At 36.2% G+C, this 13,208-nt stretch carries 16 protein-coding genes; 13 read left to right on the plus strand and 3 right to left on the minus strand.

The genetic code is table 11. From position 1 onward, the window contains the following. Positions 1-99: 99 nt before the first annotated feature. Positions 100-894, minus strand: a complete 795-nt coding sequence (locus ACXVYO_RS20675; RefSeq protein ID WP_458468366.1) for a hypothetical protein — start codon at positions 892-894, stop codon at positions 100-102. 187 nt (positions 895-1,081) lie between these two features. Here ACXVYO_RS20675 and sigK point away from each other — a divergent pair, with 187 nt between their 5' ends. After that, on the plus strand, positions 1,082-1,795 hold the full coding sequence (gene sigK / locus ACXVYO_RS20680) for an RNA polymerase sporulation sigma factor SigK (protein WP_000051382.1): 714 nt from the start codon (positions 1,082-1,084) through the stop codon (positions 1,793-1,795). A 290-nt stretch (positions 1,796-2,085) separates the two neighbouring features. After that, entirely contained in the window at positions 2,086-2,874 is a 789-nt protein-coding gene (locus ACXVYO_RS20685; RefSeq protein WP_458468367.1) for a phosphatidylserine decarboxylase, read from the plus strand. A 148-nt stretch (positions 2,875-3,022) separates the two neighbouring features. Here ACXVYO_RS20685 and sda read toward each other — a convergent pair whose 3' ends face one another. Continuing rightward, positions 3,023-3,178 (minus strand): sporulation histidine kinase inhibitor Sda, encoded by a 156-nt coding sequence (gene sda, locus ACXVYO_RS20690; RefSeq protein WP_000850097.1) that lies wholly within the window; start codon positions 3,176-3,178, stop codon positions 3,023-3,025. Positions 3,179-3,425: 247 nt separating this feature from the next. Between sda and ACXVYO_RS20695 the strand changes: the two genes are divergently transcribed. The 8 genes from ACXVYO_RS20695 (at position 3,426) to ACXVYO_RS20730 (ending at position 8,562) form a co-directional block, all read left to right on the plus strand. Further along, on the plus strand, positions 3,426-3,938 hold the full coding sequence (locus ACXVYO_RS20695) for a YqeG family HAD IIIA-type phosphatase (protein ID WP_000765308.1): 513 nt from the start codon (positions 3,426-3,428) through the stop codon (positions 3,936-3,938). Between the two features lie 3 nt (positions 3,939-3,941). Continuing rightward, entirely contained in the window at positions 3,942-5,048 is a 1,107-nt protein-coding gene (gene yqeH, locus ACXVYO_RS20700; RefSeq protein WP_073516556.1) for a ribosome biogenesis GTPase YqeH, read from the plus strand. Positions 5,049-5,063: 15 nt separating this feature from the next. Next, positions 5,064-5,897, plus strand: a complete 834-nt coding sequence (aroE, locus tag ACXVYO_RS20705) for a shikimate dehydrogenase (protein ID WP_458468368.1) — start codon at positions 5,064-5,066, stop codon at positions 5,895-5,897. Between the two features lie 5 nt (positions 5,898-5,902). After that, positions 5,903-6,196, plus strand: a complete 294-nt coding sequence (gene yhbY / locus ACXVYO_RS20710; RefSeq protein ID WP_046957575.1) for a ribosome assembly RNA-binding protein YhbY — start codon at positions 5,903-5,905, stop codon at positions 6,194-6,196. A gap of 138 nt (positions 6,197-6,334) precedes the next feature. Next, positions 6,335-6,904, plus strand: a complete 570-nt coding sequence (gene nadD, locus ACXVYO_RS20715; RefSeq protein ID WP_001226041.1) for a nicotinate-nucleotide adenylyltransferase — start codon at positions 6,335-6,337, stop codon at positions 6,902-6,904. Next, positions 6,894-7,463 (plus strand): bis(5'-nucleosyl)-tetraphosphatase (symmetrical) YqeK, encoded by a 570-nt coding sequence (gene yqeK / locus ACXVYO_RS20720; RefSeq protein WP_458468369.1) that lies wholly within the window; start codon positions 6,894-6,896, stop codon positions 7,461-7,463. Before nadD ends, yqeK begins: the two co-directional genes overlap by 11 nt. Continuing rightward, entirely contained in the window at positions 7,460-7,816 is a 357-nt protein-coding gene (gene rsfS / locus ACXVYO_RS20725; RefSeq protein WP_000653203.1) for a ribosome silencing factor, read from the plus strand. Before yqeK ends, rsfS begins: the two co-directional genes overlap by 4 nt. After that, entirely contained in the window at positions 7,813-8,562 is a 750-nt protein-coding gene (locus ACXVYO_RS20730; protein ID WP_000873065.1) for a class I SAM-dependent DNA methyltransferase, read from the plus strand. Before rsfS ends, ACXVYO_RS20730 begins: the two co-directional genes overlap by 4 nt. Positions 8,563-8,733: 171 nt before the next feature. Here ACXVYO_RS20730 and comER read toward each other — a convergent pair whose 3' ends face one another. Further along, positions 8,734-9,561, minus strand: coding sequence for a late competence protein ComER (gene comER / locus ACXVYO_RS20735; protein ID WP_458468370.1), 828 nt, complete (start codon positions 9,559-9,561; stop codon positions 8,734-8,736). Positions 9,562-9,638: 77 nt separating this feature from the next. On the opposite strand from comER, the gene ACXVYO_RS20740 reads away from it, so the two are divergent. The 3 genes from ACXVYO_RS20740 (at position 9,639) to ACXVYO_RS20750 (ending at position 13,195) form a co-directional block, all read left to right on the plus strand. After that, entirely contained in the window at positions 9,639-10,238 is a 600-nt protein-coding gene (locus tag ACXVYO_RS20740; RefSeq protein ID WP_458468371.1) for a helix-hairpin-helix domain-containing protein, read from the plus strand. Positions 10,239-10,301: 63 nt separating this feature from the next. After that, entirely contained in the window at positions 10,302-10,859 is a 558-nt protein-coding gene (locus ACXVYO_RS20745) for a ComE operon protein 2 (protein ID WP_458468372.1), read from the plus strand. Between the two features lie 14 nt (positions 10,860-10,873). Then, on the plus strand, positions 10,874-13,195 hold the full coding sequence (locus ACXVYO_RS20750) for a DNA internalization-related competence protein ComEC/Rec2 (protein WP_458468373.1): 2,322 nt from the start codon (positions 10,874-10,876) through the stop codon (positions 13,193-13,195). Positions 13,196-13,208 lie beyond the last annotated feature (13 nt).

A 13,208-nucleotide genomic window follows, 5' to 3' on the forward strand; every position in this document is an offset into this window, starting at 1 on the left:
CTTTAATGGGCAGTAAGACCCCCACCTCAAAATTCAGCGAAAGCAAAGAAGTTAGGTGGGGGAATGAAGAAAACCCCCACTGATTAAAGTTTCACTTTATTAATTGCCGTTAAGTGGTTGAAGAATACCATCTTGAGCTTTTGACCAATCATATAGGTTTCCGTCAGATCCCACTGCAAAATTTAGAGCACGAGAGTTCTCAGGAGATTCGCGTCCGTATAAGACGTCGTATAGCTTAATCCCATTTATTGTGCCAATTAGTTTGTCTTCGCTGGAGCTGTAACGAATTTCATTTGAGCGAGCTCCCATTCTTTTTTCTAGAACTTTTATAGCATCTTCACTTGTGAATGTAATAGTATCAGTTTGTTTATTTGGTTGCTTAGCTGGTTGTTGCTCTTTTTGTGTGTTTTTAGATTCTGCTTCAGGTTTTGTGTTGTTCTCAGTTTTTACATTGTCTTTAGTTGTTGCATTGTTCTCGTTTTTTGAGTTGTTTTTAGTTGTTGAGTTGTTCTCAGCTTTTGAGTTGTTCTCAGCTTTTGAGTTGTTCTCAGCTTTTGGGTTGTTCTCAGCTTTTGAGTTGTTCTCAGCTTTTGAGTTGTTCTCAGCTTTTGAGTTGTTCTCAGCTTTTGAGTTGTTCTCAGTTGTTGAGTTGTTCTCAGCTTTTGGGTTGTTCTCAGCTTTTGAGTTGTTCTCGTTTTTTACATTGTTCTCAGCTTTTGCGCTGTCTTCAGTTTTTTGGCTATCTTCCGTTTTTGTACTGTCTTTTGATACGGCAGTATCTTGTTTAGTAGCTTCGGTTTTTGTAGGAGACGTTTGTTGTCCACAAGCTGAAAGTAAGAAAAATGATGATGTGAGTATTACAAGGTTTCTAATTTGTGACGTAGCGTATCGCATGAAAACACCTCTTTCAAAATTTTGGAATCTCACATATTGTAATACATTGGAAAAAATATTCAAGATATGAAAGACTTATTTCGTTCGACAAAAAGCTAAGAATTCCATATTTATATCGTACAGACACAAACAACCTCACGCCCACATACACATAGTAAAGACCACTATTTTGGCGGAGGTGAAAGGTTTGAGTCTATTCGCCGCAATTGGATATATGGTTCGAGAAGTGTTTGTCTTTGTTTCTTATGTGAAGAATAATGCGTTCCCGCAGCCGTTATCGTCAGACGATGAGAGAAAGTACTTAGAGTTAATGGAGCAAGGTGATGCTCAAGCGAGAAATCTGTTAATTGAACATAATTTACGGCTTGTAGCTCATATCGTTAAAAAATTTGAAAACACAGGGGAAGATGCAGAAGATTTAATTTCAATTGGTACAATTGGGCTCATTAAAGCAATCGAGAGCTATTCGGCAGGAAAAGGAACAAAACTTGCAACGTATGCAGCGCGCTGTATTGAAAATGAAATTTTGATGCATTTACGTGTACTGAAAAAAACGAAAAAAGACGTTTCACTTCATGATCCAATCGGGCAAGATAAAGAGGGGAATGAAATATCGCTTATTGATATATTAAAATCAGAGTCTGAAGATGTAATTGATATGATCCAGCTTAGTATGGAGTTAGAAAAGATTAAAGAGTATATCGATATTTTAGACGAACGAGAGAAAGAAGTAATCGTGAAGCGTTTTGGACTGGGGCTTGATAAGGAGAAAACGCAACGAGAGATTGCGAAGGCACTTGGTATTTCCAGAAGCTACGTATCAAGAATTGAAAAGCGCGCTTTAATGAAAATGTTCCACGAATTTGTAAGAGCTGAGAAAGAGAAAAAAGCGAAAGAATAATGTACATTACAAGCAGCCTTATTTTAAAATGGGCTGCTTTTCTTTTTGGAAATAAGGAAAGAAAAAGAGTTGTGTTCAGAAGAAATCTATGTTCACTGTTGAAAATGACGGATTCTATCTGTAATATTAGAGGGTGCTAAACAATTTAAGAATAATACCATACTTAGTTTTCCACATGTATAATATGGCGGTTCTATATGATATGTGGGAATAAGAACCAATTTTACATATGATATAGAAGGAAAAGAAGGGGAAGCTAAAGTTATAGACTGATTAGGAGGTTTCGCAATTTGCGACGTACATTATATCGACTTATGATCGAACTTACAAATGGTCGTTTTACTTCTTATATATTACGTAAATTTGCACAATCTCGTTTGAGCTCTATCATTATTCCATCGTATGCGAAAGTTTTTCAAATTAATCAAGATGAGATGGAAAAGGGTTTGAAGGAATATCGAACATTGCATGAACTATTTACGCGTAAGCTAAAAGAAGGAAAGCGTCGTATTGATACAGATGCATTGAGTATCGTTAGTCCTGTTGATGGTGTTTTTGCTGATCACGGTCCTATTGAGGACACAAAGACATTTGATATTAAAGGAAAGCGTTATTCAATCGTGGATATGCTAGGTAATGAAGAACGTGCACAGCGATATGCAGGTGGTACATACATGGTTATTTATTTAAGCCCAAGTCATTATCATCGTATTCATAGTCCGCTTTCTGGTTCCGTGACTGAAAGGTTTGTACTTGGTAGAAAATCATATCCGGTAAATGCAGCTGGTATGGAATACGGGAAAGAGCCATTGTCAAAAAATTATCGCTCTGTTACAGAAGTAAATAGTGACGGTGAACATATGGCGCTTGTAAAAGTAGGAGCTATGTTTGTTAATAGTATTGAGCTGCTGCATGAAAGAGACACTGTTCAAAAAGGTGAAGAAATGGCATACTTTACATTTGGTTCAACAGTTGTGTTATTGTTTGAAAAAGATATGATAGAAGTAGTGCAGAATTTGAAGAGTGGACAAGAACTTCGTCTTGGTGAAAAAATTGCTACTCGATTGGCTCATAAGTAAAGGAAATATTTTATAAATGTAAGCAAGAGTTATGGACAAAGATGCTTAATGATGAAATTCCCTAGATGGGAGTACTTGTTTATTCGAGAGCCATCATAGGATGGCTCTTTTTACAAGTTAGCTAGTTAAAATTTCACTTTATATGTAATCAAGACGATTTGACAAGCTTGTCCTCTAATGAGCGTCTAATCATTTCTTGTTTTATAAGTAAAATGAAGTCGGGATTTAATTTTAGTTCTTTTGCTTTATAATAAGACTCAGTGAGTAACTCAGTAGATAACTGTTCCATATGTTTTGTTTTCAAGGTGAGTCACCTCCTAATAATTTAAGGGTTGATTCGTTGTTGCATTTAATGTACCAAAAAAATATGACAGTCACAAACGAGTGGTTATCCACATACCTAGGTGGATAAAATGTGTATAGATTGTTAGTAAATTCCAAATTGACTGAAAAATTAATGTGGAAAATGTGTACAATTTTATCCACAGGTCATATATCGAAAAATGTTGTCGAAAAATTTTTATGAAAACTCCTCAAAGAGGTGAAAGAAATTGAAGCTATTTTTACCAAATGAATATGTGAAAAATGTATATCATGTTCAACCAGAAGATTTGAAAAAACGTGGAATTAAAGGTGTCATTACTGATTTAGATAACACGTTAATTGAATGGGATCGTCCAAATGCAACGCCACAACTTGAAGAATGGTTTTTGAAAATGAAAGAGCAAGGCATTCAAGTAACGGTCGTTTCAAATAATAATGAGCAACGTGTGAAAGACTTTGCTGATCCATTAGGTATTCCGTTTATTCATAGTGCGCGTAAACCATTTGTTCGCGCATTTAAGCGTGCGATACAAGAGATGCATCTGCAACCAGATGAAGTTGTAGTAATTGGAGATCAGTTACTAACGGATGTTTTAGGTGGAAACCGAGTGGGACTTCATACGATTTTAGTTGTTCCGGTAGCACAAACGGACGGATTAGTAACGCGCTTTAATCGAAAAATTGAACGAAGAATTATGAGAAATATGAAGAAAAAAGGTTTAATCAACTGGGAGGAATAAAGTTTGACTGAAACAATTAAATGTATTGGTTGCGGTGTAGAAATTCAAACAGAAGATAAAAATGAAGTAGGATATGCTCCTGCCTCATCTTTAGAGAAAGAACAAGTAATTTGTCAACGCTGTTTTCGCTTGAAGCATTACAACGAAATTCAAGATGTATCATTAACAGATGATGACTTCCTACGTATTCTAAACGGAATTGGAAAATCAGATGCATTAGTAGTTAAGATCGTAGATATTTTTGATTTTAATGGTAGCTGGTTACCTGGCTTACATCGTTTCGTGGGAAATAATAAAGTATTACTTGTTGGAAATAAAGCTGATTTAATTCCTAAGTCAGTAAAACATGATAAAGTAAAGCATTGGATGCGCTATAGTGCAAAGCAGCTAGGATTAAAGCCGGAAGATGTCTTTTTAATTAGTGCAGCAAAGGGACAAGGGATTGCTGAGCTGGCAGATGCTATTGAGTATTATCGCGGCGGAAAAGATGTTTACGTTGTTGGATGTACGAATGTAGGGAAATCAACATTTATTAATCGCATGATTAAAGAATTTAGTGATGAGACTGAAAATGTAATTACAACATCTCATTTCCCAGGAACAACACTTGACTTAATTGATATTCCGTTAGACGAAGAATCTTCTTTATATGATACGCCGGGTATTATTAACCACCATCAAATGGCTCATTATGTTGGAAAAGAAAGCTTAAAGCTTATTACGCCAACAAAAGAAATTAAGCCAATGGTGTTCCAATTAAATGAAGAACAAACATTATTCTTCAGTGGATTGGCACGTTTTGATTATGTAAGTGGTGGTCGTCGTGCATTTACTTGTCACTTCTCGAATCGTTTAACAATCCATCGTACAAAGCTTGAGAAAGCAGATGAATTGTATAAAAATCATGCTGGGGATTTACTAAGCCCGCCAACACCAGAAGAATTAGAAAATATGCCAGAATTAGTGAAATACGAATTTAATATTCGTGAACCAAAAACGGATGTTGTATTCTCTGGATTAGGATGGGTTACTGTGAACGAATCGGGAGCAAAAATTGTTGCACACGTACCAAAAGGAGTAAGTGTTTCATTGCGTAAATCTTTAATTTAATATGGAGAGGGATTTATGAAACAATTATATGGTGTAATCGGAAATCCAATTGGACATTCATTATCACCCGTTATGCATAACGATGCATTTGAACACTTGAATATGGATGCCCATTATCATGCATTTCTTGTTAAAGAGGAAGCGCTAGGGGAAGCAGTAAGAGGTTTAAAAGCATTAGGTATTTCAGGATTTAATGTAACAACTCCGCACAAAGTTGCTATTATGGATTATTTGGATGAGATTGACCCGCTAGCAAAACAAATCGGTGCAGTAAATACAGTGGTTCATAAGGATGGAAAATTGATTGGCTACAATACAGATGGAATTGGTTTTGTCCGAGCATTGCAGTCAATTAGTAGTGAACCGCTTCAAGAGAAACGTATTTTATTGCTTGGTGCAGGTGGTGCTAGTCGAGCTATTTATTTTTCTCTTGCTGATGTAGGTGTGAAAGAGATTGATGTAGCTAATCGTACAGTAGATAAGGCGAAAGAACTTATTGCTGCGTGTACGGCTACTGTTTCTTCTGTTGCTTTATCGCTAGAAAAAGCAACAGAAGAACAAGGAAATTATGATATTATCATTCAGACGACAACAATAGGTATGCATCCACGCGTTGAACATACGCCATTACAAATTTCTTCGTTAAAAAAAGGAACGATTGTATCAGATATCATTTATAATCCATTTGAAACGAAAATTTTATGTGAGGCAAAAGAGCAAGATGCAGTGGTTCAAAATGGTATTGATATGTTTGTTTATCAAGGGGCGCTTGCATTTGAAATGTGGACAGGGTGTGTACCAAATATCGATAGAATGAAACAATTAGTTATAAGAAAGCTTGGAGGCTAACATATATGTTAACAGGAAAACAAAAAAGATTTTTACGTGCACAAGCACATCATTTAACACCAATTTTTCAAGTAGGAAAAGGCGGAGTAAATGAAAATATGATTAAACAAATCGCAGATACTTTAGAAGTTCGTGAATTATTTAAAGTAAGTGTGCTACAAAACTGTGAATTCGATCGTCGTGAAGTTGCAGAAGAACTTGCAAAAGGCGCACGTGCTGAAATCGTTCAAGTAATTGGAAGTACGATCGTTTTATACAAAGAATCTAGAGAAAATAAACAAATTAAACTTCCACGATAAAAAGACTAGCATACGCTATTTTTATCGTTAGTGGGTAATGATGTAGAGAGCGAAACCAATTGAACTTTTATTAACAGTGAACTCTCTTCGGATAGGAATGAAGAGAGTTGCTGTACGTAAAAGGAAGGGGCGTTTCTTTTGAGGAAAATTGGCATCATTGGCGGTACATTTGATCCGCCACATTATGGGCATTTGCTAATTGCAAATGAAGTATATCACGCTTTAAATTTAGAAGAAGTATGGTTCTTACCGAACCAAATTCCACCGCATAAACAAGGGCGGAATATTACAAGTGTAGAAAATCGCTTGCAAATGTTAGAGCTTGCGACTGAGGCGGAGGAACATTTTTCCATTTGTTTAGAAGAGCTAAGCAGGAAGGGCCCATCTTATACGTATGACACTATGTTACAATTGACGAAGAAGTATCCGGATGTGCAGTTTCACTTTATTATTGGTGGAGATATGGTTGAGTATTTACCGAAGTGGTATAACATTGAGGCGTTACTCGATCTCGTGACGTTTGTTGGGGTTGCAAGACCTGGTTATACATTGCGTACACCTTATCCAATCACTACTGTGGAAATTCCGGAGTTTGCAGTTTCTTCATCTTTATTGCGTGAGAGATATAAAGAGAAGAGAACATGTAAATATTTACTTCCTGAAAAAGTACAGGTGTATATCGAGAGGAATGGGTTGTATGAATCGTGAGAAAGCACTTCATATTGTCAAACAACAAATGCATGAAAAACGTTATATACACACAATTGGTGTAATGGAGACAGCAATTGAACTTGCTAAGTTATACGGTGTGGATGAAAAAAAGGCTGAAGTTGCAGCTATATTCCATGATTATGCGAAGTGTAGAGCGATTTCTGAGATGGAAGAGATTATTAAAAGTGAAGATTTGCCGAAAGATTTACTTTGTTATAACAAAGAGTTATGGCATGCACCTGTTGGGGCATACTTAGTAGAAAAAGAAGTAGGCATTACGGATCCTGAAATCCTGCAAGCTATTACATATCATACAAGTGGTCATGAGAACATGACGATGTTAGATAAAGTAATTTATGTAGCTGATTACATTGAGCCTGGGCGAAAGTTTCCAGGTGTGGAGGAAGCTCGTAAACTCGCATATATGGATATAAATCAAGCTTTATTATTTGCGTTAAAGCGAACAATTCAATTTTTAATGGAAAAAAATCAAACGATTTATCCATTAACATTCCAAACATACAACGCAATTATCAAGGAGGAAATTAGTAAATGAAAGATAAAGATTTATTAGTATTAGCAGCAAAAGCGGCTGATGATAAGAGAGCAGAAGATATGGTTGTCCTAAATATGCAAGGTATTTCACCAATTGCAGATTATTTCATTATTTGTCACGGTAACTCAGATAAGCAAGTGCAAGCAATTGCACGTGAAATTAAATCAAAAGCACATGAGTTTCAAATCGACGTACAACGTATGGAAGGTTTTGACGAAGCACGTTGGGTATTAGTTGACCTTGGAGATGTAGTTGCTCATGTATTCCATAAAGATGAGCGTAATCATTATAATTTAGAGCGTCTTTGGGGCGATGTGCCGCGTGAAGATATTACAGACGAGCTAGACCAATGAAATACGAACAATTTGCATTGTTGTACGACGAACTAATGAATGATGTTCCTTATGATAAATGGGTGGAATTCACAGAGGAAAGTTTACAACAAGCGGATATGAAAGAGGCGAAGATTCTTGATGTAGCATGCGGTACTGGTAATGTAACACTTCCGCTTGTACAAAAGGGTTACGATTTAATCGGTGTCGATCTTTCAGAAGAAATGTTAACGGTCGCTCAGCAAAAACTAGGCGGAGAAGGACATTTTATTCCTTTTTACCAGCAAGACATGCGAGAGCTTGATGTTCCAGGTGAGTTTGACTGTGTAACGATCTTTTGTGATTCATTAAATTATGTATTGCAAGAAGATGGAGTACAAGAAACATTTCGAAGAGTATTTCACCATTTACGTCAAGATGGTTTGTTTTTATTTGATGTACATTCTTTATATAAAATACATCATGTATTTCAAAATGAAACATACACAGTAAATGGAGAAGAAATATCTCTTATTTGGAATTGCTTCCCTGGTGAAGAATCAAATAGCGTAGAACATGATTTAACATTTTTTGTTCAAGACCCGGAAGAAGATGTGTACCATCGTTTTGACGAATGTCACGTGCAACGTGCATATCCGGTTGAAGAGTTAACGAAATGGCTTGAAGAAGCTGGTTTTACAGTGCTTCGCGTAACCGGTGACTTTGAGCGACTTGAAGTTACAGAACAAACAGAGCGTATTTTCTTCATGGCGAAGAAAAACGGATAAAACAAAAGCAACCGAGAAGGTTGCTTTTGTTTTGTAAAGAAGATGTAATTTTAGTTCTAGCATAATAAGAAGATGATATACGTGAAGTGTGAAAATGCTAGTTTAAGTAAAAATGTAATGTGAAAAAGTAAGTATTTATAAAAAGGATTTGGAATGACGATGACGTATTTATTATGTGTGTTTATTGAATTGCTGATCAACGCATTTTAAATCTTCATCAAATTTCTCGTGTGTCCGCTCAATTAATTTATGAAACATATCCCCAACATGTTCTTCTAAAACACGAATGCCTTCTCCTGTAACGCCGCCTTTAACACATACTTTTTCTTGTAAAGTAGGCAATGTGAAAATCCCTTTTTCAAGTAGTTTCCCCATTCCAACGACCATTTCACTTACTAAAGTAGTGGCTTCTTCATGTGTAATATTTGTTTTATCTACAGCAGCGTTAATGAAACATTGTAATAAATAACTAAAGAATGCAGGGCCGCAGCTTGCTATATCAGATGAAACGCGCGTTATATCTTCTTTTATTACAAGGGGAGTAGAAATGTTTTTGAATAGGTGAAATAGTTTCTGTTGCCACTCTTCAGAGCATTTACTTCCGAATGTAAATAGTGATGCGCCAGATAGGGCACGGTTTGTAATGCTCGGAATGATACGGGCAACGTGGCAAGGTACAAGTGTCTCTAATTGTGATGGAGATATTGGACTTGTGATAGAAACTAAGCACTTTTCATCAGAAAAATGTTCAGTGTATTTTTGCAAGATCGGGTATATATCTATTGGTTTTACACAAATAAAAATAAGATGTGATCGTTCGATTACCTCATCAATAGTTTTGGCTATATGAACAGAAGGGTATTTTTCCTTTATATGATATGCTTTGGCGGGCGTTCGATTAATGATTGTAAGGCACGAAGGTTTGACAACACGGGTTTCTAAAAATGCATCGATTAGTATATTCCCCATGTTTCCTGTCCCTATAATTCCTATGTTCAATGTTTCATCCCTCCTTCGTAACAGCTTTCTCCTAAACAATATGAATGATGTTGTAAATTTATGATTAGAGGTGAAAAATGATGTGGGATTTTCCAAAGAAATGGTTAGGATTAGTAGCTATTATTGGAACTGTACTTTTTCTTCTTTTTTGGAAAACAAACCAGTACACAGAGCGAGCGGTCATTGCAACGGATGTGCAAGCGAAAGAGATAGAGAAAAAAAGTAAACCGAAAATATCGGATACAAAAGAGCAGAAAAAAATAATTGTAATTGATATGAAAGGGGCTGTTGTTAAAGAGGGGGTTTATGAAATGAAAGAAGGGGATCGGGTCAAGGATGCCATTGAAAAGGCAGGCGGTTTTTTGCCCGAGGCAGATAGGATGAAGGTAAATTTAGCACAGGTGGTACAAGATCAAATGATCCTTTATGTACCGAATAAAGACGAACAAGTGCAAGAAGCAGCTGCTGCCTCAAAGGGAGAGGGAAAAGTTCAAATAAATGCAGCTTCTAAAGAGCAACTTGAAAAAATTACAGGCATTGGTTCTCGGAAAGCAGAAAGTATTTTGAAATATCGAGAGGAACATGGTCCGTTTCAGAAAATAGAAGATTTGTTAGAGATTGATGGGATCGGTGTGAAGTCATTGGAAAAAATAAAAGATCAAATTATTATTCCGTAAAAGATTGACGAAGTTTTTCTTCATTCGCTACACTACAGGTAGACAAAAAAGTAGGTGAAAAAGATGGAACGAATTTCATGGGATCAATATTTTATGACGCAAAGCCATTTGCTATCTTTACGTAGTACATGTACAAGGCTTGCAGTAGGAGCGACAATCGTTCGTGATAAACGAATTATTGCTGGTGGATATAATGGTTCAATTAAAGGTGGCGTACATTGTATAGATGACGGATGCTACGTTATTGATAATCATTGCGTTCGTACAATTCACGCAGAAATGAATGCTTTATTACAATGTGCAAAGTTTGGTGTGAAAACGGAGGAAGCGGAAATTTATGTTACGCATTTCCCTTGTTTGCAATGTTGTAAGGCGATTATTCAAAGTGGTATTACGGCAGTTTATTATGCGCAGGATTATAAAAATCATCCATATGCAGTCGAGTTATTTGAACAAGCGAATGTAAAGGTAAAACACGTTCCGCTAGAATATGATATTGCAGCATTAGAGGATCAAAAGCGTCATATGGAGTTAAAAGAACTATTTGCATCTTTAGAAAAAGAGAATTTATCGATGGAAGAATTACAGCATGTATTCACGAAAGCAAAAATGATGCTATAAGGAGTGAGTATAAGTTGCATGGACAATGGGGCTATGTTGCAATCTCATTTATAATAGGGATTGCAATTGCCTTTTCCACTTCAATTTTAGTGCTGATTTGTTGTCTCATTTTGTATGTTTTCTTTTGTTTATATCGTACTTCGCGTAAAACCTTCCTTTATTGTATGATAGCGTGTTTTAGCGGCGTTATGTACACTACGTATGTTCAAGGGCAAAACAAGCCTTTAGGAGAGCCTTACGAAGCTACAAGAGGGGTGATACACAATACACCTCTTATTAACGGGGATCGCCTATCATTTCAAATTGAAGATCAGAATAAAAATATAGTGCAGTTAAGTTACAAAATTAAATCAGCCTTGGAAAAGAAACAACTGCGGCAATTACATGCAGGAGTATCATGTGTATTCGAAGGTGAGAGGAAAGAACCACCAATAGCTCGGAATTTTCATGGTTTTAATTATCGTGATTATTTGTATAAGCAAAATATTCATTTCATATTAGATGCTACATATATTTCTGAATGTCATAAAACATCGTTGTCACTCGTGCAATGGATTCTTCTTTTGAGACAACAAGCAATCTCCGGAGTTACAGAAATGTTTCCAGCGCAATCAGGTGCTTTTATGAATGCGTTAGTATTTGGTGATAGACAACAAATGACATTTGAAGTTGAAGAGCAATATCAGCAATTTGGTCTTGTACATTTGTTGGCGATTTCAGGATCGCATATCGTATTGTTAATGGTGATTGTGTATTTTATTTTGCTAAGAAGTGGTGTGACGAGAGAGGTAGCGACAGTATGTCTTATTTTTTGTATTCCTCTATATATGATTTTAGCAGGAGCATCACCGTCTGTTATAAGAGCTTCTATAACAGGAGTTTTTATGTTGGTTGCTTTCATATGTTCTATTCGTTTATCTAGCTTAGATGCTTTAAGTATTACAGCTATATGCATGCTTATATTTGATCCGTATCTGGTTTTTAATATTGGCTTTCAGTTTTCTTTCGTTGGTAGTTTCGCCTTGCTTTTGTCAGCTCCGCTTTTACTAGAGGGTAGTAATGGAGTGGTCCGAAATTCCATTTATATTTCTCTTATTTCGCAGCTCGTTAGTACTCCGATTTTGTTATATCACTTCGGTTATTTTTCCCCATATAGTATTTTTCTTAATATTCTATACGTTCCGTTTTTATCTCTCATTGTATTGCCGTGTAGTATTATTATTTTGGTATGTATACCGATCGTCCCGTTTCTTGCAAAAGGACTTGCGAATGTACTATCAATAGGTTTGAATCTTTCTAATGATTTTCTAATTTATTGTGAAAATTTACCGTTTATTCGCTTTGTTTTCGGGCAAACGCCTTTACTTCTTGTAGCTCTATATTGCGCGAGTATTGTTAGTATATTGATGCTGTGGGAAAGGCGAGTGTCGAAGAAAATTATGTTCATAGCTTCGGGTATATTTCTTTTTGTTTGTATATGTCATTATGTATATCCGTATTTTCGAGAAAGTGGGAGTGTGACATTTCTTGATGTTGGACAGGGAGACGCAATATTAATTCGTCTCCCGTATGACAAAGAGATTTATCTTATTGATACTGGTGGAACAATTCGTGTAAATAAGGAAGAATGGCAACGGAAAAAGCATGAATTTTCTGTTGGACATGATATTTTAATCCCTTATTTACAAAAGGAAGGGATTAAAACAATCGATAAATTAATCGTAACGCATGGAGATGCGGATCATATAGGTGCTGCGCAAGAGTTATTATCAAATATAACTGTAAAAGAAGTTGTATTTGGTCGAAAAGAACAAGAGGCGGTATTAGAAAAAGTGTTAAAGAAACAGGCATTAGAAAAGGAAGTGAAAATAAGTGAAATGGGGGACGGGGAGAGTTGGAGCGTAAATGATGCGGAATTTTTTGTGTTAGCTCCAAAAGGAAAAGCAAGGAGTGAAAATAACGCTTCAATTGTAATATGGGCAAAATTAGGAGGGTTAACGTGGCTGTTTACAGGTGATTTAGAAGAAGAAGGAGAGAAGTTTTTAATAGCGATGTATCCAGATTTACGGGCGGATGTTTTAAAGGTTGCTCATCATGGGAGTAATACGTCATCTATAGCGCCTTTTTTGAGCGCTATACAGCCTGATATAGCGATTATTTCTGCCGGTGAGCGTAATAGGTATGGGCATCCTCATAAGGAAGTTATAGAGCGTTTTGAGAAGATGGAGATTGAAATATGGCGTACGGATAAGCAAGGCGCTATTTCCTATGTTTTTAAAGCGGAACACGGAACCTTTCGTAGCAAAATCACATATGATGAAACACATAATAGATAAAAAAGAAGACTGC

This window comes from Bacillus sp. BC08, assembly GCF_054326875.1.

Bases quoted from the DNA above. Each gene is read 5' to 3' on its own strand.
- ACXVYO_RS20675 (WP_458468366.1), bottom strand. From the start codon at position 894: ATGCGATACGCTACGTCACAAATTAGAAACCTTGTAATACTCACATCA.
- aroE (WP_458468368.1), top strand. From the start codon at position 5,064: ATGAAACAATTATATGGTGTAATCGGAAATCCAATTGGACATTCATTA.
- yhbY (WP_046957575.1), top strand. From the start codon at position 5,903: ATGTTAACAGGAAAACAAAAAAGATTTTTACGTGCACAAGCACATCAT.
- yqeK (WP_458468369.1), top strand. From the start codon at position 6,894: ATGAATCGTGAGAAAGCACTTCATATTGTCAAACAACAAATGCATGAA.
- rsfS (WP_000653203.1), top strand. From the start codon at position 7,460: ATGAAAGATAAAGATTTATTAGTATTAGCAGCAAAAGCGGCTGATGAT.
- ACXVYO_RS20730 (WP_000873065.1), top strand. From the start codon at position 7,813: ATGAAATACGAACAATTTGCATTGTTGTACGACGAACTAATGAATGAT.
- ACXVYO_RS20740 (WP_458468371.1), top strand. From the start codon at position 9,639: ATGATGTGGGATTTTCCAAAGAAATGGTTAGGATTAGTAGCTATTATT.
- ACXVYO_RS20745 (WP_458468372.1), top strand. From the start codon at position 10,302: ATGGAACGAATTTCATGGGATCAATATTTTATGACGCAAAGCCATTTG.